Origin of the sequence: Geobacillus sp. Manikaran-105 (genome assembly GCF_002809955.1) — a bacterium.
In the GTDB taxonomy this organism is placed as follows: Bacteria; Bacillota; Bacilli; order Bacillales; family Anoxybacillaceae; genus Geobacillus; species Geobacillus thermophilus.
Genome location: NZ_PIJG01000008.1, coordinates 1 through 20,010 on the forward strand (window position 1 = coordinate 1; position 20,010 = coordinate 20,010).

At 44.8% G+C, this 20,010-nt stretch carries 19 protein-coding genes, 3 pseudogenes and 1 riboswitch; of the genes and pseudogenes, 10 read left to right on the plus strand and 12 right to left on the minus strand.

Annotated features, from left to right (window positions below):
* Window positions 1-56 precede the first annotated feature (56 nt).
* Window positions 57-698 (minus strand): GntR family transcriptional regulator, encoded by a 642-nt coding sequence (locus CV945_RS03910; RefSeq protein ID WP_100659202.1) that lies wholly within the window; start codon window positions 696-698, stop codon window positions 57-59.
* A 292-nt stretch (window positions 699-990) separates the two neighbouring features.
* On the opposite strand from CV945_RS03910, the gene CV945_RS03915 reads away from it, so the two are divergent.
* Window positions 991-1,482 carry a YajQ family cyclic di-GMP-binding protein gene (locus CV945_RS03915; protein WP_100659174.1) on the plus strand — a complete coding sequence of 164 codons (492 nt, stop codon included), beginning with the start codon at window positions 991-993 and terminating at the stop codon, window positions 1,480-1,482.
* A 40-nt stretch (window positions 1,483-1,522) separates the two neighbouring features.
* Here the strand turns inward: CV945_RS03915 and CV945_RS03920 are convergent.
* The 3 genes and pseudogenes from CV945_RS03920 to CV945_RS03930 all read right to left on the minus strand — a co-directional run.
* Window positions 1,523-1,732: pseudogene (locus tag CV945_RS03920) on the minus strand (B3/B4 domain-containing protein); the annotation flags it as partial.
* 19 nt (window positions 1,733-1,751) lie between these two features.
* Window positions 1,752-2,076, minus strand: a pseudogene (locus CV945_RS17455) (hypothetical protein).
* A gap of 26 nt (window positions 2,077-2,102) precedes the next feature.
* Window positions 2,103-2,711, minus strand: coding sequence for an FMN-binding negative transcriptional regulator (locus CV945_RS03930; protein WP_100659175.1), 609 nt, complete (start codon window positions 2,709-2,711; stop codon window positions 2,103-2,105).
* Between the two features lie 119 nt (window positions 2,712-2,830).
* On the opposite strand from CV945_RS03930, the gene pdxR reads away from it, so the two are divergent.
* From pdxR to CV945_RS03950, 4 genes are all read left to right on the plus strand, one after another.
* Window positions 2,831-4,210, plus strand: coding sequence for a MocR-like pyridoxine biosynthesis transcription factor PdxR (gene pdxR / locus CV945_RS03935; RefSeq protein WP_100659203.1), 1,380 nt, complete (start codon window positions 2,831-2,833; stop codon window positions 4,208-4,210).
* Between the two features lie 436 nt (window positions 4,211-4,646).
* Window positions 4,647-5,372 (plus strand): ABC transporter ATP-binding protein, encoded by a 726-nt coding sequence (locus tag CV945_RS03940; RefSeq protein WP_100659176.1) that lies wholly within the window; start codon window positions 4,647-4,649, stop codon window positions 5,370-5,372.
* Between the two features lie 4 nt (window positions 5,373-5,376).
* Entirely contained in the window at window positions 5,377-6,156 is a 780-nt protein-coding gene (locus CV945_RS03945) for an ABC transporter permease (protein ID WP_232721981.1), read from the plus strand.
* Window positions 6,157-6,512: 356 nt separating this feature from the next.
* Window positions 6,513-7,016, plus strand: coding sequence for a DUF1572 domain-containing protein (locus tag CV945_RS03950; protein ID WP_100659178.1), 504 nt, complete (start codon window positions 6,513-6,515; stop codon window positions 7,014-7,016).
* A 125-nt stretch (window positions 7,017-7,141) separates the two neighbouring features.
* On the opposite strand, the gene CV945_RS03955 is transcribed toward CV945_RS03950, so the two are convergent.
* A complete protein-coding gene (locus CV945_RS03955; protein WP_100659179.1) occupies window positions 7,142-7,462 on the minus strand; it encodes a hypothetical protein in 321 nt (106 codons plus the stop codon).
* 310 nt (window positions 7,463-7,772) lie between these two features.
* On the opposite strand from CV945_RS03955, the gene CV945_RS03960 reads away from it, so the two are divergent.
* From CV945_RS03960 to adh, 3 genes are all read left to right on the plus strand, one after another.
* The gene (locus CV945_RS03960; protein WP_232721983.1) at window positions 7,773-8,105 is read left to right on the plus strand and encodes a hypothetical protein; all 333 of its coding nucleotides are present in this window, start codon (window positions 7,773-7,775) and stop codon (window positions 8,103-8,105) included.
* Window positions 8,059-9,069 (plus strand): alcohol dehydrogenase AdhP, encoded by a 1,011-nt coding sequence (adhP, locus tag CV945_RS03965; RefSeq protein WP_013146145.1) that lies wholly within the window; start codon window positions 8,059-8,061, stop codon window positions 9,067-9,069. The genes CV945_RS03960 and adhP overlap by 47 nt, the downstream gene beginning before the upstream one ends.
* Before the next feature lie 427 nt (window positions 9,070-9,496).
* Window positions 9,497-11,014 carry an aldehyde dehydrogenase gene (gene adh / locus CV945_RS03970; RefSeq protein ID WP_013146146.1) on the plus strand — a complete coding sequence of 506 codons (1,518 nt, stop codon included), beginning with the start codon at window positions 9,497-9,499 and terminating at the stop codon, window positions 11,012-11,014.
* A 35-nt stretch (window positions 11,015-11,049) separates the two neighbouring features.
* On the opposite strand, the gene CV945_RS03975 is transcribed toward adh, so the two are convergent.
* From CV945_RS03975 to CV945_RS03985, 3 genes are read right to left on the minus strand one after another with little or no spacing between them, the layout of a single operon-like run.
* Window positions 11,050-12,504, minus strand: a complete 1,455-nt coding sequence (locus CV945_RS03975) for a sigma-54-dependent transcriptional regulator (RefSeq protein ID WP_013146147.1) — start codon at window positions 12,502-12,504, stop codon at window positions 11,050-11,052.
* 12 nt (window positions 12,505-12,516) lie between these two features.
* The gene (locus tag CV945_RS03980) at window positions 12,517-14,157 is read right to left on the minus strand and encodes a GAF domain-containing sensor histidine kinase (RefSeq protein ID WP_094240028.1); all 1,641 of its coding nucleotides are present in this window, start codon (window positions 14,155-14,157) and stop codon (window positions 12,517-12,519) included.
* A gap of 5 nt (window positions 14,158-14,162) precedes the next feature.
* Window positions 14,163-15,311: an iron-containing alcohol dehydrogenase gene (locus CV945_RS03985; RefSeq protein WP_100659180.1), complete on the minus strand. Its 1,149-nt coding sequence runs from the start codon at window positions 15,309-15,311 to the stop codon at window positions 14,163-14,165.
* Window positions 15,312-15,674: 363 nt separating this feature from the next.
* On the opposite strand from CV945_RS03985, the pseudogene CV945_RS03990 reads away from it, so the two are divergent.
* Window positions 15,675-15,800 (plus strand): annotated as a pseudogene (locus tag CV945_RS03990) (DUF1572 family protein); the annotation flags it as partial.
* Window positions 15,801-15,844: 44 nt separating this feature from the next.
* Here CV945_RS03990 and CV945_RS03995 read toward each other — a convergent pair.
* The 4 genes from CV945_RS03995 to CV945_RS04010 are packed head-to-tail and all read right to left on the minus strand — an operon-like array spanning window position 15,845 to window position 19,583.
* Entirely contained in the window at window positions 15,845-16,918 is a 1,074-nt protein-coding gene (locus tag CV945_RS03995; protein ID WP_100659181.1) for an ABC transporter substrate-binding protein, read from the minus strand.
* Entirely contained in the window at window positions 16,919-17,722 is an 804-nt protein-coding gene (locus CV945_RS04000; protein WP_100659182.1) for an ABC transporter permease, read from the minus strand.
* Window positions 17,719-18,528, minus strand: coding sequence for an ABC transporter permease (locus CV945_RS04005; protein WP_100659183.1), 810 nt, complete (start codon window positions 18,526-18,528; stop codon window positions 17,719-17,721). The genes CV945_RS04000 and CV945_RS04005 overlap by 4 nt, the downstream gene beginning before the upstream one ends.
* A complete protein-coding gene (locus tag CV945_RS04010) occupies window positions 18,525-19,583 on the minus strand; it encodes an ABC transporter ATP-binding protein (RefSeq protein WP_100659184.1) in 1,059 nt (352 codons plus the stop codon). Before CV945_RS04010 ends, CV945_RS04005 begins: the two co-directional genes overlap by 4 nt.
* A gap of 60 nt (window positions 19,584-19,643) precedes the next feature.
* Here CV945_RS04010 and CV945_RS17015 point away from each other — a divergent pair, with 60 nt between their 5' ends.
* On the plus strand, window positions 19,644-19,796 hold the full coding sequence (locus CV945_RS17015) for a hypothetical protein (protein ID WP_157807507.1): 153 nt from the start codon (window positions 19,644-19,646) through the stop codon (window positions 19,794-19,796).
* A 68-nt stretch (window positions 19,797-19,864) separates the two neighbouring features.
* A riboswitch (SAM riboswitch) is annotated at window positions 19,865-19,966 on the plus strand.
* Window positions 19,967-20,010 lie beyond the last annotated feature (44 nt).

The following is a 20,010-nucleotide window of genomic DNA, read 5'->3' on the forward strand; positions in this document are numbered from 1 at the left end:
ACGTCCTGTTGAACTGTTTGCGCCTATTCTTCATTATGGGAAGAAAAGGGGGATTTTCATGCCCGGGTGGAGAGCAAAAATTGCTCATGGATCTTTTCCATGCATTCCCTTGCTTTGTCTGCATCTCCTCTTTCAATGGCTTCGAATATTTGAATATGTTCTTGAATGGCTGATTTCATCCGCAACATATTTTGTTTTAAGATAGCAATTCTGTACAAACTGTTTATGCCGCGAATTTGTTCGATCATCCTAATTAAAAACGGATTTCGACTAGCTTCTACGATCCCCTCATGGAATTTTGTATTCATCTCGAGAATTTCTTTTAACCCCAACGGTTGTGCATCTATGCCAATGAGCTGCCTCCTGAGATCTTCAATTTGGTTTTTCGTTATTCTCTGTGCGGCATAGTAGGCGGCAAGTGGTTCAAGCACCACCCTGCATTCATAAAGATACTGGAAGTTTTCAATGTCCGGGCTGAATACCGCCACCCCTCCCCCTTTATTCACTGTGACAAGTCCCTCTTTTTCGAGCATGCAGATCGCTTCGCGAATAGGACTTCGGCTTACCTGAATTTGTTTCGCTATTTTTTCCTCTACGAGTCTTTCCCCTGGGGCAAATCCTCCTGTAATAATTTCCTCACGTAAATATTCATACACTTGCTTTTTCAACGTTTCTTTTTTCACTATTTGCTGTTTCAACATTAACCACCTTCATTTTCGTCGACTGTATACAGGACATGCCCAATGCTGAACCGATCGGCTCTGTTGTCATCATATTTATTAAGCAAGGAGAAAAATTATTACATTGATTTTTATAGCGAAAAAGACCATAACTCAGATATACCGCCTCATCTGACACATAAGTAAAACCGCTCGCTGTTTCGAACTTCTGCTGAAAGGGAAGGGAGCCTGTCTTCTTCCTTGCTTATTGTTGCCTTCCCACCCATCATTTTCTATAATGAAAGTACATCACACGCCCGGGAGGTCACGTATGTCAAAAGAAAGTTCGTTCGATATCGTATCCAAAGTCGATTTGTCGGAAGTGGCGAACGCCATCAACATCGCCATGAAAGAAATCAAGACGCGCTATGACTTCAAAGGAAGCAAAAGCGACATTTCGCTCGAGAAAGACGAGCTCGTTCTCATCTCCGACGACGAGTTTAAGCTTGAGCAGCTGAAAGACGTGCTCATCGGCAAGCTCATTAAACGCGGAGTGGCGACGAAAAACATCCAATACGGCAAAATCGAGCCGGCCGCAGGCGGCACAGTGCGCCAGCGCGCCAAGCTCGTCCAAGGGATCGACAAAGAAAACGCGAAAAAAATCACCACGATCATCAAGAACACCGGCTTGAAAGTGAAAAGCCAAGTGCAAGATGACCAAATCCGCGTCAGCGGCAAAAGCAAAGACGACTTGCAAAAGGTGATCGCCGCCATTCGCGAAGCGGATTTGCCGATTGACGTGCAGTTTGTGAACTACCGCTAAGCGGATGGGGAAAACCTCCATCCGCTTTTCTTGTTTAGTGAAACGCCTCTCGCCAAACAACGATGACGGGGTTGCGGCTCAATTCTTCAAACTCCAGGAATTTCCGCGCCTCTTTCTCCGCCTCCCGCAGCATTTGTTCGTAAACACTGGCATTCTTGATGCTGTTGTCAATCCCTTGGGCAACGACCACACCGATTTTGGCATGGGGAAATATGGCCCAAACATCGTCTTCAACAACAAAACGTGTCATCATTCACTCCTCCATTTCCTTACGGTTTCGAAGGGTTCGCCAAGGCGGAGAATAGTCCTAACAAGATATAACAACAGCCCGCCACCCGGTTCATCACCTTCATACTTCCTTTCTTGGCAGCCAGCCGTTTGCGGATGCCCGCGGCCAACATGGCATACAAGCTGTCATTCAGCAAGGCGAGAACAACAAATATCGCCCCCAAAAGCTACGCCGAGCACCGATACAACCCCTGCTTTCGTTCCTTGGCTCATGCTCCTAGCCATGATGTACAATACTGCCGGTCCGGGGACGATGAGTAGCGCCGTGGCTGCCACTATAAACACACCGATCGCCGCAAGATCCATCACATCTCACTCCTTCATTTTCTATTTCACTGCTGTTGCTTTTTCATCAGGAAAGCGATTCGCTTTTCGTTTTCAAATGGCATTTGCTCGAGCTGCTTGATGATCCTCTCTTGCCGATGTACAGAATGGTTTTGACTTAATTTGGCTTTTCCCTCTATTCGCTCGATATGGATTTTAAAAGCTTGAATTCCGCTTCTCATCTTGGAAAGCAACTTAGCATCGACCTCTGACAGCTGGTAACGGCTGCCCGGTGCTTCGTATTTTTCTACCATATCGTGCAGCGACTGCATGATTTCTTCTTCATCGTCGATCAACTCCACGTTCCCATACACATGGACGGCCACATAATTCCATGTTGGCACCGCCTGGTTCGTTTCATACCAAGAAGGAGAAATGTAACAATGTGGACCGTGGAAAATCGCCAAGACCGTCTGATGTTGAATGTCGTTCCATTGCGGATTCGAACGGGCAAAATGGCCGTACAAACACGTTTTCTCCCGATTGAGCAACAGCGGCAAATGGGTGGCAAACAACTCCCTTTGATGCACAGACACCAAGGTGGCAAAACTGTTCTCCTTAATTACTTGATAGGCGACATCCACATCGTTGATGGCAAAATCCTTCGGAATATACATTAAATCCCCCCTTCACTTTTTCCAACTTAACAATCGAATCTTTACGATGTATCATATAACTAAATTTGACATAGAAAAAGGGACAATAACAAAAAAATAAACATGTCAGAGGGATGGACATGAAAACGATCATTTTTGCTCTACATGACCGCTTGCCTAAATACAAACAAATCTACGAAAAGTTAAAATCGATGATTGAACAAGGCGACATCCAGGCGAATGAACCACTTCCCTCGATCCGTCAACTTGCTGAATCGTTGAATGTGAGCCGCAACACCACCTTAATGGCCTACGAACAGCTTGTTGCTGAAGGATATATTCGTGCGGAAAAACGAAAAGGGTATTTTGTCAATGAGGTGGAACCACTTTTCATTCCAAAAATCCAGGTTTCCTTGCGCCAATCGAAAAATAAACCGACATCGACTGTTGTTGTCGATTTTCGTGCTGATGCAGTCGATGCTGCTCATTTCCCTCTTAAAGCATGGAGACGAATTTCGAATCAAGTCTTTACTTCAGCACACTGCTTTCGCTATGGAGACCCGTTCGGGGAATTATGTTTGCGCGAACAAATCTCTGTCTACCTTTTGGAATCCCGTGGAGTAAATGCAGAGCCAAATGCCATTATCATCGGGAGCAGCACTCAACAAATGCTCCTCTCTCTCGGTCATATTCTTAAAGAGGAATTCCGGAGCATCATCGTCGAGGATCCCGGCTACGATGGTGCTAGGGAAGCGTTTCAGTTTCATCACTTCCGATTGGAGACAGTGCCCGTTTCCGAAACGAGCGTGGAACTTTCGTCACTGAGGGAGATGTCATCGCGGCTCATCTATGTGACCCCTTCACACCAAAGTCCCATGGGAGTCAGCATGCCGATCCAGCAGCGATTCCTGCTCATCCAATGGGCCAACGAGGTGAATGGCTATATTATTGAGGATGATTATGACAGCGAATTTCGCTATACGCAAAAACCGTTTCCGGCTCTTGCCTCCATTGATTCGTCAAGAGTCATTTATCTGGGCAATTTCTCAAAATCGTTTCTGCCTGGGATTCGCTTAAGTTACATGGTGTTGCCGCCGTCGCTTTTGGACCGTTATCAGCAGCGGTTTCGCCTTTTCGAGAGCACCGCGTCCATCCTTAGCCAATTGGCGATGGCCAAATTTATGGAAGAAGGGGAGTGGAGCCGCCATATTAAACGCATGCGCCTCGTGTATAGACGAAAAATGGAGCACTTAACATCACTGCTGCGAAAAGCATTTGGGGATATGATCTCCATTATTGGCGAACAGTCCGGTTTATACGTGTTAATCAAAGTTCAGTCGGATTGTACAGAAGAACAGTTGCTTCAGCGCGCCCTATCGTGTGGGGTAAAAGTGTATCCCACTTCGCGCTATTTTGTGAACCAACAGCCGGACCAACCCATGATCAAGATCGGTTTTAGCGGCTTGTCGCTCGAGGATATTGAGCTTGGAGTCCAACTGCTCAAAAAAGCATGGTGTTGACGATGACTTCACGGAAAACGATCTCTTTTTACACAGGCTCATGGAATCCCTGTCTTAGCGTGTATTTTTGATCGATTTCTAATATCACGTTAATTTTGGCTCTTCACCACAACATGTACTTGACAAGCAATACAGCTTCCTGCATAAAGATTTGAAAAAATCACTGATTTGTTGATTTTCCCTTACAAGCGTAAATAGAGTATGTTCAGAAAAAAATCAAGTACAACTTTTGGTGAAGATCCTTAATTTTAAATATTTACTTTTTTCTTTTTTTTTGTATAATGCAATTAAATTAGGAAAAGAAAGGAGAAAGAGAATATGGGTGGAAAAAATCATAGACCAACGAAAGGCCTGGCTATTACCACCGCTTTATCTGCTCAATGCGCTTGGGCTATAGGGCACCACCCTAGCTTACTAAATTGAAAGGGTAGAAAAAATGATTGCCGTGCAAGACGTAAACAAAATCTATCCGCCAAACCGCCAAGTATTACATGATGTCTCTCTCGAACTGGTTGAAGGGGATCGGCTTATTCTGTTAGGGCCGAATGGAGCCGGAAAAACTACTTTAATAAGGTGCATCATCGGGCTTACCGCACCAGACAGCGGCAGCATCTATGTAAATGGAATGGATGTTGTCCGCCATCCAGATGAAGCGCGCGAGTCGATTGCGGTTGTATTTGAAGAAGCTGACAACTCCTATTCCTATTTAACTGTTTTGGAAAATCTCATATACTTCGGCTTGCTGAACAAATGGAGTCGTGCTGAAGCAAAACGAAGAGCCGAACGAATGATGGCCGTGTTGAATCTAACCCCATACGCTGAGCGTCTTACCCAAACCCTTTCACGCGGGATGAAACAAAAACTGGCATTTGCGATCGCCTTAATGAAAGGAGCGCCGTTTTTGTTCCTTGATGAGCCGACTCTTGGCCTTGATGTGGAGTCGCAGCATCATATCCGAACCATGTTAATGGAAGAAAGCCAATGGTGGAAAGCCGTTCTCATCACCACCCACGACATTCCTTTTGCCCACGCCGTTGGAAATAAGTTTGTCTTTATCCAAGACGGAAAAATCGTTTGGAGCGGCACGAAAGAACATTTTTCAACTCCAGCCGACCTTGAAACTCATTTTTTGGCCGCTGTTCGTTCCAACCTATCCGTCTAAGGAGGTGAGTCGGTTGTTCCCCCAAATTTTGAATGTCGTATGGGCGTCCTTTTTGAAAAAAAGGGCAGAGTATCGTCGGTATTGGTTCGATTTTACCGTTGGGCTGATCATTAAATTTGTCTTTTTTCTCGGCACGCTGTACGCAAGCCCGATACAGACCGGAAAAGAAGCGACGGTCAAACTATTCGGTTTCAGCCTTTGGTACTTAAGTGCTCATTTGATCTCGAAGCTCGGCAACACGGTGATCGAAGAAGCATATCTCGGCACCGCCGAGCAAGTGCTTTCCACCAAGACTGCTCCATGGAAAATTTTGATCGGCGTAGTGATCGCTGAAATCGCGTTATCGTCCATGTGGGTGACGCTCTTTTTCGTTTGTGCGGCTTTGATGATCGGATTTTCCGAAATTCTCTCGGGAATCGGATCCATGATAACGGAGATCGTCGTATTTGGCGGCGTCAGCCTCATCGGGATGACGGGAATCGGCGTGTTGATTTTAGGGCTGTCCCTTCGCTTAAAGCAAGTGGGAGCGGTTACCGAGGTGCTGCTTTATTATTTATTGATCTTCTCAGGATTTTTTCTATCTTCGAATGTATTGCCGACAGCGTTTCATATTCTCAACTGCTTTTCTCCTCTTTCTTGGGCCGTGCAAGGAGTGAATGAAGGATGGCCCGTATTCTTTCCTGCTCTCGGGATCTCGCTATTATGGCTGGCCATGGGCTCATTGGTCTTGAAGCAACAATGGCATTGGGCGAGAAAAAACGGAAAAATCGGAAGCTACGTATAAAAGATCGGACGTTATCCCTCACTTTTCGCACCCTTTCGGCGAAAATCGAGAGGATGTTTTCGCGACCATGCCGAATGAATCCTCCGCACTCAGGGAAAGCAAAGGAGTTTTCATAACACGGACATCTTGCGCGAAGAGAGCTCTCTTTATTCCGACGCCGCCTGCGAACATCAATTTATCAACACTGGCAAAGAAGAGTGCCGCTATAATCTGATTATTCACTCGCCTGCTTCGAAAACATGACCCATAGTCATGTCCGTCCAAGGCGTCGCTTTTTTTTTTGCCGTCACATAGAAAGAAATCACAGCATCGACGGCGAATAAAAGAGATGTCATTTCTTTGACGGAGGTGTGTGAATGAACATCGGCCAAGAATATTTGCGAGTGGTGCGCGCACGCTTTCTTGACATGAAAAAGACCGCCGAACGGGCTATGGACCAATGTTCCGAGGAACAGCTGTTCCATTGCTTTCATGAGGAAGCCAACAGCATCGCCATCATTGTCAAACATATGAGCGGAAATATGGTGTCGCGCTGGACAGACTTTTTGTCGTCGGATGGGGAAAAACCGGACCGAAACCGCGATGATGAGTTTATCAACGACTTCCATACGCGCAAAGAAGTCATGGATTGCTGGGAAAAGGGGTGGTCTGCTTTCTTTCAGACGCTGAACGAACTGCAAGAAACGGATTTGTTGCGGACGGTCACGATCCGCGGCGAACCCCATTCCGTCATCGAAGCCATTGAGCGGCAAATGTACCATTATTCGTATCATATCGGGCAAATCGTCTATATCGCGAAACAGCTGAACGCAAACAATTGGAAAACATTGACCATACCAAGAAATCGAAAAACAACATAGGCAACTCCTTATTGGAATCATCTTGCAAACGCCATCCACCCCTCAGAACCGTCAGTCGATAAAGGCGGATGGCTTTTTTTTTGCAGCTTGGCGTTTCTCTACAATCATACCGATCTAAATCATGGTCATCGTCTGGAAAGTTTCACAATGCCGGCCAGCAAACAAACCATCCCTGCTCCCCACGCCAACCCCGCCTTGCCGAGAAGAAGGGAGATTTCTTCGGATGCCTGCGGATGGGTAAGATCAAAGGAAATGGCTCTAAACGCAAAGTAAGCGGCAATAGAGAGCAGCAGAAAATGAGCAAAAATCCAATAGAATGCCAAACGACGCGTCCGATTCTTCCTCCAAAGGGAAACGACCGTCATGATGGCGATCAACATCACGACGGAAAAACCGCCAATGAGTAAATCCATCACTTCCTCTTCCATCGGCAAATGTTTATGCATGTTTACAGCCCCTTTCATCAAGGTAAGGTGATATTTCTTCTATTCTTCTCTTTCCATTCCTCCTCTTCCTTTTTAATATTGGCTCTTCATCACAAAATGCACTTGACAAAGAAATATGTTCATAATAAAGAAAATCAAAATAACGTTTTTCCTTTTTATACAATTTACCTTATTTGAGCAACATTACTTTCTTTTTTCACATATAAAGCAGCCGCCATGTTTCATATCCTAACCTACAATATTGTTCTGCAACAAAGAAACAAGTCATCAAGACTTTGTGAAAACTTTCTCATCAAAATATGACAATTTTTTGAACAAACTTGCCGAACATTCGGAGAAAATGGACGAAATCTTGGCACATTTCCCCTATAAAATCTCTTTAGGCGCTGGCGAAACACATTTATTTCTTCTCAACCGCTTATTCGCAAATCCTAAAGAAGACGGCGGCCGTATTGCTTTTCAAACTCAGAAACTTGCTTGCTTGAAAAGTTCTTTCACTTTACCACCGGTCCCTTTTCCCCGTCACTATTGCTTGGCACGATTTTTGCGTTTCATAGCAGGTGAAACAAAAAAACTTTATAAAGGAGATGGTGAGAATGAAAGCCGCCGTTGTTCACAAATTCAAACAAAAACTTCAAATTGAAGAAGTGGAGAAACCAAAACTAGGGTATGGCGAAGTGCTTGTGAAAATTGAAGCTTGTGGCGTCTGCCATACCGATTTGCATGCGGCCCATGGAGATTGGCCAGTAAAACCGAAACTTCCGCTTATTCCTGGTCATGAAGGAGTAGGAATCGTTGTTGAGGTCGGCGAGGGAGTGAAATCAATCAAAATTGGCGATCGTGTTGGCATTCCATGGTTATACTCGGCATGCGGTGAATGTGAATATTGTTTAAGCGGTCAAGAAACACTTTGTCCACATCAATTAAATGGTGGGTACTCTGTCGATGGCAGTTATGCAGAATATTGCAAAGCCCCGGCCGATTATGTCGCACGAATTCCTAAAAATCTCGATCCTGTACAAGTTGCTCCTATTCTTTGTGCTGGAGTCACAACGTATAAAGCATTAAAAGTTTCAAATGCCAAGCCTGGTGAATGGGTCGCTATTTATGGAATCGGGGGATTGGGCCATATTGCTCTTCAATATGCCAAAGCAATGGGATTAAATGTCGTTGCTGTTGATATCAGTGATGAAAAGGCAGAGCTTGCAGCAAAGTTAGGAGCTGATATTACAATCAATGGCCTGCGTGAAGACCCCGTAGCAACAATTCGTGAAAAAGTAGGCGGAGTGCATGCAGCTATTAGCGTTGCTGTAACGAAAAAAGCTTTCGAACAAGCCTATCAATCCGTTCGACGCGGTGGTTGCCTTGTCATCGTTGGACTGCCTCACGATGAACTACCGATCCCTATTTTTGACACTGTATTAAATGGCGTTACAATAAAAGGTTCGATCGTCGGTACACGAAAAGATATGCAAGAAGCTTTAGATTTCGCCGCACGCGGAAAAGTTCGCCCCATTGTGGAAGCGGTACCATTAGAAAAAATTAACGAAGTATTTGAACGGATGGAAAAAGGCCAAATCAATGGCCGCATTGTTTTAACAATGTAACACAAAGCGGCAGAAGAACAATCCTAAATTTTCTAGAAGGCTGATGAAAAACGGCCGATTCCGCTGAAACCCTTGTTTTCAGCTGACAGAGAAGCATTGATTTGACAAGTCTTCTCCATTTGAGAAGAGAGTCCGTTTTCTGTGATGTTTCACTACATCACCGGCCTTCTAGGGGAACGGAGAAAAATGGAAATTTTTGGCATTTCCTGTTTTTAGTTTAGGCACAGATCGATATCATAAAGTTTCTCATTTTGAGAAATCAACCGGTTCAACCACCAGTGCCTAATAAATCCACCTGCTTTCTAGTATTACGAAAAGTGCTATCCGATTATGTCAAACTCTTAGGGGAAGATTCCCCTTCCCCTAAGAGCATATCTGAAGGAAAATAGCTTAATTTAAACATCTTTATTACACAAGGAGGATGCAAATGATTTACAGCAAACCAGGCGAAAGAGACGCAAAAGTTCAATTCAAAGCAAGATACGATAACTATATTAACGGAGAATGGGTGCCGCCTATTTCAGGCCAATATTTCAAAAATATCACGCCCATAACAGGAGAAGTATTTTGTGAAGCAGCACGCTCGCAGGCTGAGGATATTGAACTGGCATTAGATGCCGCGCACGCAGCAAAAGAAGCTTGGGGAAAAACATCCCCGGCTGACAGAGCGTTGATTTTAAATAAAATCGCTGATCGCATGGAAGAAAACTTGGAAATGTTAGCGGTTGCCGAAACATGGGATAACGGCAAACCGATCCGTGAAACGTTAAACGCCGACCTACCCCTAGCCATCGATCATTTTCGTTATTTCGCTGGAGCCATACGCTCCCAAGAAGGAACAATCAGCCAAATTGATGACGATACGATCGCGTACCATTTTTATGAACCACTCGGCGTTGTCGGGCAAATTATCCCATGGAATTTTCCATTATTGATGGCAGCATGGAAAATTGCTCCTGCGCTTGCTGCCGGAAACTGCATTGTGCTAAAACCAGCTGAACAAACTCCGGCATCGATTATGGTGCTTATGGAGCTGATTGGCGATCTGTTGCCTCCTGGAGTGCTCAACGTTGTCAATGGGTTCGGATTAGAAGCTGGCAAACCATTAGCTTCTAGTTCACGTATCGCCAAAATCGCGTTTACCGGTGAAACAACGACAGGGCGGCTGATTATGCAATACGCTTCACAAAATATTATTCCTGTTACACTGGAATTGGGAGGCAAATCCCCAAACATCTTCTTTCCTGATGTAATGGAAAAAGACGATGACTTTTTAGATAAAGCGATTGAAGGATTTGTCATGTTCGCTTTAAACCAAGGCGAGGTTTGTACGTGCCCTTCTCGTGCTCTCATCCATGAGTCCATTTATGACGAATTTATGGAGCGCGCTCTTGAACGCGTGAAAAAGATTCGAACAGGAAATCCGCTTGATACAAGCACAATGATGGGAGCGCAAGCTTCAGCAGAACAAATGGAAAAAATTCTTGCATACATTGATATTGGAAAACAAGAGGGCGCCGAATGCCTAATCGGCGGCGAAAAAAACATAATCCCTGGATTCGAAAACGGGTATTATATCAAGCCAACCGTATTTAAAGGACATAATAAAATGCGCATTTTCCAAGAAGAAATTTTCGGTCCAGTAGTCTCAGTAACAACGTTTAAAGATGAACAGGAGGCTTTGGAGATTGCTAATGATACGTTGTACGGCCTTGGCGCCGGGGTATGGACGAGAAACATCAACTTGGCTTATCGTTTCGGAAGAGGCATTCAGGCAGGAAGAGTTTGGACAAATTGCTATCATGCTTATCCGGCCCATGCTGCTTTTGGAGGATATAAACAATCTGGGATCGGTCGTGAAACCCATCATATGATGTTAGCGCACTATCAACAAACGAAAAATTTACTCGTTAGCTACAATCCAAAACCATTAGGATTTTTCTGATCAATCAAGCAACAAAAAGCTGATCCGAAAGCCATTTACGCTTTTGGATCAGCTCCTTTTTCTTTTAATAAATATCTTAATGTTCGTACGGTGATATTTAACCGTTCTGCTGCTTCTTTACGATTTCCTAACGTTTCTTTTAACATTTTCAGTACAAAAGATCGGCCGATTTTCGTTTCTAGTTCTTTCACTGAAGATAATACATGTTCAAGATCTAACCGATCACTGTTTCTCCATAGTGCTAGCACACCATTCATCCATTCTTGCAAATAAGCTTCTAAGTCTTCTACTCCATCTTTTGGACTTCGCACGCTATTCGATACTTGCCCTAAATGCAACGGAATCTTAAGCTTCTCCGGCAAATAGTCAAGGGTGATCACCTCTGTTTCTCCTTCCGCTAAAGTTACCGCCCTTTTAACAACATTAAACAATTCTCTCACATTCCCCGGCCAATGATACTGTTTCATCTGGGAAATACAGTCCTCTGAAAACGATAGAGGTGTATTTAGTTTTTTTAAAAAATAATCAATCAAAATTGGAAGATCTTCGAGCCGTTCTCGAAGCGGAGGAATGGTAAGTTTCACAACATCTAATCTGTATAATAAATCCTCTCTAAACGTCTTCTCCTCGACTGCTTTTGCCAGATTGACATGCGAAGCAGCAATAATGCGTGTATTCGTTTTGCGGATCGTTTCACCCCCGACGCGAATATACTCCCCTGTTTCCAGCACTCTTAACAGTTTTACTTGCGTTGCAAGAGACGCTTCTCCAATTTCATCTAAAAATAACGTGCCACGGTTAGCAATTTCAAAAATCCCCTTTTTTTCTTTTACCGCTCCTGTGAACGCCCCTTTTTCATGTCCGAACAATTCGCTTTCTAACAGTGTTTCCGAAACAGCGCCACAATTCACCCCAATAAAAGGCTGATCATAGCGCATGCTCGCGTTGTGGATAAAATGAGCGAGCACTTCTTTTCCAGTCCCAGTCTCTCCTTCAATCAACACATTCACATTTTTTTTCGCAATTTTATAAGCTAATTTAAGCAAATCATTCATCTCTTTATTTGTTCCAACGATGAAACCGAGCGTCTCAGCCAACTTATACATATCATCTTGGGATGAAAGAGGACCATCACTTAATAATTCATCGATTAATCGTTCTAACTGTTCAATATCGTCAAACGGTTTTTCAATATAGTCGTTTGCCCCATGTTTAATCGCTTCAACTGCTGTCTTTATTGTGCTATAGCCTGTCATTACAACCGCTTTGCAAGAAGGATATGAGCGTTTTAACTGTTTTAATAAATTTAAACCGTTTGCATCTGGAAGTTTCACATCGATGAAAGCAAGATCAAACTTGTATTGTTGAATCAACTGAAAAAAATCTTTCCCGCTAAATCCAAGCTTGACCTTGTTCCCTTTCCCTTCTAATAAATGTTGAAAAAACGTTCCTACTTCCCTTTCGTCATCAATAACTAAAATATTCCCCACTCATCTCCCCCCTTATTTCTTTTTTGGAAGTTTTAATATAAACTCACTTCCTTTACCAAGTTCGCTGACCACCTCAATCGTTCCACCGTGCGCCTCAGCAATCCCTAAACTAACAGACAGCCCAAGCCCGGTTCCCTTACCTGGCCTCTTCGTTGTAAAAAATGGATTAAAAATTTCCTGCAAATGTTGTTCTTCTATTCCTTTTCCGTTGTCACGGATCGATAGAACAACCCAATGTTCTCCGGCTTCAACGATCGACTTTGTTTCTATGACAATGATTTTCTCTGGAATATCCATCTCTTCAAGCGCATCTTTAGCGTTTATTAATAAATTTAAAATAACTTGGCTTATCTGTTGAAGGTTTCCTTCAATCAATTCAATGGAAGCGTCTAATCTTTTTTGAATACTAATATTTTGTTTGCAAATTTGATCACCAATTAACCCTAATACTTGTTCAACGGCATCATTTATAGAACAATCTTCAAACCTATATTCATCTTGTCTTGAAAATGTCAATAAATTTTGAATAATGGTTTTGCAGCGTTTCCCGCATGAATAAATATCAAATAGCAGTTTATATATACGATCATCTTTTGAAAAAGACCGCAACAACAGCTGGGCATTGCCAAGAATAGCGGTGAGAGGGTTATTCAATTCGTGCGCAATTCCAGCAGCCATTTCCCCAATTGCAGCTAACTTTCCTGATTGAACAAGTTGAGCTTCAATCTGCAATTTTTCAGTAATGTCATTAAGATACATAATCACAGCGTACATATTTTGTTTTTCATTCAAGACGGGATAAGAACGCAATTCGCATACCCTCTGCTGGATATGAATACGCCGATGAACAGATTTTTTTGTTTCTAAAATTTCCACGATCGGGCTTTCCTTTGGATTAATTGATAACAATTTACATATATCTTTTTTATACAAGTCAACTTGAAAAAACTCGTTAGCTGCATCATTATACCGTAAAATATTCCCTTCTAGGTCGACGAGGAATATCATTTCTGAAACAGCTCGGAATGTCTCTTCCCATTCTTTTTTACTGGTAAGTACCTCATTATAAAGACGGACATTTTCAATACAAACCGCCAGTTGGTCGCAAAATTGCTGAAAAAAGGACAGATCATCTTCATCATACACCACTTTTTCCTTGCTTCCTATACTCAGTACCCCGATCACCTTTCCTTTGCTAATAAGTGGAATCAATAATACACTGCGAACTCCTAAGGCGTTATATACAGCTGCTTCAACATACAAATCTTCGTCTTCTTCTATTTGATAAAAAATTTTTTCGAGCGATTGTACGACTTTCCAATAGAGCGACCTCTCTTTTGGTAAAACAAAACCAATAGGAAAATACAAAGAGTGAGCGGGATATACATTTGTTAACACTAATTTATGATTTTCACATAACGATAAGCTGATTCGTTCCACTGGAAAAATTGTTTTCAATTTATCCATACTATTTTTCATCATTTCATCCATTGATATATCAATATTGAAGCTTTTTGTAATATCATTAATAATCTCCAACTGCATATTTTTCTTTTTTAACTCTGTGACCATCTTTTTTAATTCTGTGTAATAACTTTTTTTCGAAGATTGAACTCCTGTTAAAAGGCTAATGAGTTGTTGCCGGTCATTCATTTTGTTTACCACGCCTTTCTGAATATTCCTTCAATTTCTTCTACAGTGATATCACGAGGGTTGGTGATCATACATGCGTCATGAAAGGCGACCAAACTCATTTTCCGTATTTCTTCTTGTTTCACTCCTATATCCGATAATCGCTGCGGCACCCCAATATCCTCTGCCAATCGTTTTACATACTCAATCGCCTTTCTTCCCGCTTCCATATAGGACATGCCGCGAGTATCAATTCCGAGAAAATAAGCAATATCAGCAAATTTTTTCGGATTCGCCAACAGATTGAACTCCATCACATGCGGAAGCAATATAGAGTTTATATCCCCATGAAGAAGAGGATACCTTCCCCCGACAGCATGGGACATGGCATGAACAGCGCCTAAAATCGCGTTGGAAAAAGCCAATCCTGCCTGTAAACTCGCCATTGCCATATTTGCTTTTGCCTCTTGGTTGATTTTAGAGGCGACAGAAGGGCGTAAATATTTTCCTACTAAAGAAATAGCGTTTTGAGATTGAACATCTGTAAGTGGTGTAGCTGCTAAGCTTACATAAGCCTCAATGCCATGCGTTAAAACATCTAATCCTGTTGAGGCTGTCAAATGAGCGCTTTTTGTCGATAATGTTTCTGGATCAATGATTGCAATATCAGGAATAAGAGATCGGGAAATGATCGTCATCTTTTTTTTCTCTTTTGTATCAACAATAACAGAAAATTGAGACACTTCTGATCCCGATCCTGCTGTTGTTGGAACCATCACTTGAGGAGGAAGGGGAAATTGAATTTTATCCACTCCCTCATATTCATGAATTTGTCCACCGTTTGTAGCAAGAATGGCGACAGCCTTTGCGGCATCAATAGAACTTCCTCCACCGATTCCAATGATGGAATCGCATTCATTTTCAAGATATGCTTCACAGCCTTTTGTCACTTCTTCATCCTTTGGATTTATTGTTACATCACAAAATGTCGCGTATTTTAATCCTGCCTGTCTGCAACTCTTAATGACAACATCGAGCCAACCGGCTTCCGCAACACCTGGATCGCTGACAATCAACACATTTGTCGCACCAAGCCTTAGACAACTTTCCCCTACTTGATGAATGGAACCGTTGCCAAAAATCACTTCGGGCATCACGAACTTATGAATGTTCATCCTCGTGCCCCCTTATTGGCCATCTTCTTTTTATTGCTCAACAACTTTATGTTTTAAGCACTCATTCGACATCTGGATGAAAAATCCTCCTGATTTTCTGCACGAGAAGGAGAAATGAGAGATCAAGACGAAAATCCCTCTATGATTAATGACACACTTGGCAAACATGGTGAGCACTGCCTGCAAACAAAAATCCTGACACTGTCCGACCTTTATAGGACGCAACACCCCGGATATGTTCGTTCTTCTCAATGTCGTTCCAATACAATCTCGTCTACATTCACCGACACATCATTTTAGTACATCGCAACGGCTTTCTCACTTTTACCGTTACCGCACCACCTGTAAGCACACCATTATTCATATCATATCAGACAAATCGTCTATATTATCAAACATCTGAACGCCGATCGCTGGGAGACACTGACCATCCCGAAAAAAGAAGCCGCTCAGCCCTTCTGCCAAAAAAGCGAGCGCCAGTCCTCATGAATGAAGACGGCGCTCGCTTCGTTGGTAAAGGGGACATCGCTTGTTCACTTTTGCTGCATCTTAAACTGCAAAAACAGTTCGTTGTAGTAGGCGAGCATGTGTTTTCCTAAGTTTTCGTACACTTCGAGATGCCCTGCTGAATCCAAATCGGGGTAAAAGCGCCGATCGCCCGCGATGTCTTTTGGCAAATAGCGAAGCGCCTTTTTGTTCGGCGTCGAGTAGCCGACGTACTCGGCGTTTTGCGCCGCGTGTTTTGGGTCGAGCATAAAGTTGATGAACGCGTGCGCTCCTTCGATGTTTTTCGCTGTTTTCGGGATGACCATGTTGTCAAACCATAAGTTGGAGCCTTCTTTCGGCACGACATAGTCGAGCTTGTCGTTTTCCGCGATGATTTCGGCCGCATCGCCCGACCAGACGACGCCGATGGCTGCTTCTTCATTGGCAAGCAGCAGCTTGATTTCATCGCCGACAATCGCCTTCACATTCGGCATGAGCCGATCGAGCTTCCGCTTTGCTTCTTGCAAGTGGGCTTTGTTCGTGTCATTGAGGGAATAGCCGAGGCTGTTTAACGCCATCCCCATCACTTCGCGCGCCCCGTCGACAAGCAAAATTTGATTGCGCAAGCTTGGCTCCCATAAGTCGTTCCAGCTTGTGATGGTCTTGCCGCCAAGCATCTCGCGGTTGTAGACGATGCCGACCGTCCCCCAAAAATACGGCACGGAATACCGGTTGTGCGGATCAAACGGCAAGTTGAGGAACCGCGGTTCGATATATTGTAAATTCGGTAGCTTGTCGTGATCGAGCGGCAACAGCAAGTTTTCCTCGATCATTTTGCTGATGGCGTAATCGGATGGAACGGCGACGTCAAACGTTGCCCCGCCTTGGGCGATTTTCGCCATCATCGCCTCATTGGAATCAAACGTTTGGTAAATCACTTTCCACCCTGTCTCTTTTTCAAATTCGCGAACGAGCGCGGGGTCAATGTAATCGCCCCAGTTGTAGACCGTCACCGTTTTGCCTCCGCCGTACCCTTCCGCTTCGTTCAGCCGATGAGTGACAAACATCAGGACGAACGCGGCGATGAACACGGCCGCAAATCCTTGGACAAGCCGTCTCACCTACTTTCGCCCCCCTATCCCGTACAAGTGGCCGCCTTTTTGGCTGAGCACGTAATAGCCGATGACGAGCAGCATGGTAAATAAAAACAGAAGCGTCGACAATGCGTTGATTGACAAGGAAATGCCTTGGCGCGCCCGCGAATAAATTTCCACGGACAGCGTCGAGAACCCATTTCCCGTGACAAAAAAGGTCACGGCAAAGTCATCGAGCGAATACGTGAGCGCCATGAAAAAGCCCGCCCATATGCTCGGAGCCAAAAATGGCAGCACCACACCGGACAACACTTGCCAATGACTGGCTCCTAAATCTCTAGCCGCATCAATCAGCGTCGGGCTCATTTCCTCGAGTTTCGGCAGCACCATCAACACGACAATCGGCACGCTGAACGCGATATGAGACAACAGCACGGACGTAAAGCCGAGCTTGATGCCAGCGATTGTAAACAGCAGCAAAAACGAAGCGCCGATGATGACATCGGGGCTGACGATCAGCACGTTGTTGAGGGCGAGAAGAGCGTTTTTCGTCCGTTGCCGCTTGACATAGTAAACGGCGAGCGCCCCGATGACCCCAAGTATCGTCGCGACCGCCGCCGACAGCAGCGCAATGACGATTGTATTCAAAACGATGATGAGCAAGCGGTCGTCGGACAGCACGTCGCGGTACCATTTAAACGTGAACGATTGAAAATCGTGCATCGTCCCGCCGCTGTTGAACGAATAATACATCAAATACACAATCGGCGTATACATCACGGCAAACACGGCTAACAGGTACACACGTCCCCACCAATGCGTCCGTTTCATCGGCTTCCCTCTTTTCTTCCGCTTCCTGTCAGGACGACGATGACCGCCATCGCGATCATTAACACAACGGCGATCGTCGCCCCCATCCCCCAGTTTTGGGTGACAAGAAAATGCTGCTCAATGGCGGTGCCGAGCGTAATGACGCGGTTGCCAGCGACAAGGCGTGTAATCATAAACAGCGACAGCGCCGGGATGAATACCGCTTGGCAGCCGGCCTTCACTCCGCCAAGCGTGAGCGGAAAGACGACGCGGCAGAACGTCGTCCAAGCCGAAGCGCCCAAATCGCGAGCGGCATCGACAAGCGATGGCGGCAGCTCCTCCAGCGCGTTGAAAATCGGCAGCACCATAAACGGAATAAAAATGTACACAGAGACGAACACAAAGCTGAAATCGGTGAACAACAACTGCCGCGCCCCGAGGCCGATCGCCTGCAAAAAAGCGTTGGCCAGTCCATATGTGCCGAACAGCCCTAAAAACGCATACACCTTCAGCAGCAAATTCACCCACATCGGCAAAATAAGCAACAACAGCCATAACTGCTTGTGGCGCGTCTTCGTCAGCCAATAGGCGGTCGGATAGCCGATGAGCAGCGACACAAGCGTGATTAAAAACGCATACCAAAACGAATACGCCATCATTTTCAAATAAATGGGCGTCCACACGGATTTGTAGTTGGACAACGTCCAATGGCCGTCAAGATCCAAAAACGATTCATACACCAAAAAGACAATCGGGGCCACGACAAACAGCACAAGCCAAATGCCATAAGGGATTAAATACCAGTTCCGCCACGCCCGTTCCGTCATGCGTCCTCATCCTCCTTTTCGACTCGCATGACGTGAATCGCTTCCGGTTCAAAACGAAGGCCGACCGTTTCCCCGACTTCGGCCTTTTTCGTCGAATGGACAAGCCATTCGTTGCCGTTTTCGTCATAGCCGCAAATTTCATAATGGACACCGCGGAATAAGAGCGAATCGACGCGGATGACGATCTGCCCATCTTCCGGCGCCGCGAGCTCCAAATCTTCCGGGCGGATGACGACATCGACCGGTTCGTTTGGCGCGAAGCCGCGGTCAACACACGCAAACTGTTTGCCGGCAAATTCGACGAGGAAATCATCGATCATGCGCCCTGACAAAATGTTCGATTCGCCAATGAAATCGGCGACGAATCGATTGACAGGCTCGTCGTAAATGTCTTTCGGCGTCCCAAACTGCTGAATTTTTCCTTTATTTAGAACAAAAATGTAATCGGACATCGCCAATGCTTCTTCTTGATCATGCGTGACAAAAATGAACGTAATCCCTAAGCGGCGCTGCAGTTCGCGAAGTTCGTACTGCATTTCCGTGCGCAGCTTCAAATCCAAGGCCGATAGCGGCTCATCCAAGAGCAACACTTCTGGCTCATTCACAATCGCCCGCGCAATCGCGACGCGCTGGCGCTGACCGCCGGACATCTCTTGAATGCGGCGGCGCTCATAGCCGTCCAAGTTGACAAACCGGAGCGCTTCGCTCACTTTTTGGCGGATGTGCGCTTCTTTCATCTTTTTCACGCGCAAGCCAAATGCCACGTTTTCAAACACATCGAGATGAGGAAACAACGCATAGTCTTGAAAGACAGTGTTGACTTGCCGCTTGTTCGGCGGGACGTTTTGAATCGGCTTCCCGTGGAAATAAATCGTTCCTTCCGTCGGTTCGATAAACCCGGCAATCAGCCGCAAAATCGTCGTCTTCCCGCACCCTGACGGGCCAAGCAGCGTATAAAACTTCCCGCGCTCCATCGCAAAACTGACATCATCCAGTACGGCTGCGCCGTCGTATTCCTTCGTCACTCGCTCGAAGCGGATGATTTCTCCGTTCACTTTCAGCCCCCCATCTTCTTGATGTTCACTATTCCTAATTAGAACATAGGAGAGTAGAAAGTGCAACGGAAAAATATGCTTTCCGCCATGTCGGCGACTAAAAAACAAAAAGCGGCTGACTATTCCGCAGAACAGCTTCCAATTTTGCCCGCAATGCGGAAAGCCGCTGTCTCATTGATCGTTTTTTCAAATTTCCTTGCTTCACCGTATTGAATAATTTCAAAAAATACATTAAATTATATAGTAATAGTCAAGACGAAATAAACAACCGCATACGGACATTCTTATCAAGAGAGGGGGAGGGACTGGCCCGGTGAACCCTCAGCAACCTGGCCGCGGCCAAGGTGCTAAATCCAGACAGGCAACAGCCTGGAAGATAAGAAGAAGCGAACGAAAAGTCTTCTTCTTAGAAGGCTTTTTTCTTTTA

What these genes read in the sequence shown, in the direction of transcription:
- CV945_RS04000 (WP_100659182.1), bottom strand. Translation starts at nt 17,722, where the DNA reads ATGAAACGGACGCATTGGTGGGGACGTGTGTACCTGTTAGCCGTGTTT.
- CV945_RS03930 (WP_100659175.1), bottom strand. Translation starts at nt 2,711, where the DNA reads ATGTATATTCCGAAGGATTTTGCCATCAACGATGTGGATGTCGCCTAT.
- CV945_RS03955 (WP_100659179.1), bottom strand. Translation starts at nt 7,462, where the DNA reads ATGCATAAACATTTGCCGATGGAAGAGGAAGTGATGGATTTACTCATT.
- adh (WP_013146146.1), top strand. Translation starts at nt 9,497, where the DNA reads ATGATTTACAGCAAACCAGGCGAAAGAGACGCAAAAGTTCAATTCAAA.
- CV945_RS03980 (WP_094240028.1), bottom strand. Translation starts at nt 14,157, where the DNA reads ATGAATGACCGGCAACAACTCATTAGCCTTTTAACAGGAGTTCAATCT.
- CV945_RS04005 (WP_100659183.1), bottom strand. Translation starts at nt 18,528, where the DNA reads ATGACGGAACGGGCGTGGCGGAACTGGTATTTAATCCCTTATGGCATT.
- CV945_RS03985 (WP_100659180.1), bottom strand. Translation starts at nt 15,311, where the DNA reads ATGAACATTCATAAGTTCGTGATGCCCGAAGTGATTTTTGGCAACGGT.
- CV945_RS03915 (WP_100659174.1), top strand. Translation starts at nt 991, where the DNA reads ATGTCAAAAGAAAGTTCGTTCGATATCGTATCCAAAGTCGATTTGTCG.
- pdxR (WP_100659203.1), top strand. Translation starts at nt 2,831, where the DNA reads ATGAAAACGATCATTTTTGCTCTACATGACCGCTTGCCTAAATACAAA.
- CV945_RS03950 (WP_100659178.1), top strand. Translation starts at nt 6,513, where the DNA reads ATGAACATCGGCCAAGAATATTTGCGAGTGGTGCGCGCACGCTTTCTT.
- adhP (WP_013146145.1), top strand. Translation starts at nt 8,059, where the DNA reads ATGAAAGCCGCCGTTGTTCACAAATTCAAACAAAAACTTCAAATTGAA.
- CV945_RS03940 (WP_100659176.1), top strand. Translation starts at nt 4,647, where the DNA reads ATGATTGCCGTGCAAGACGTAAACAAAATCTATCCGCCAAACCGCCAA.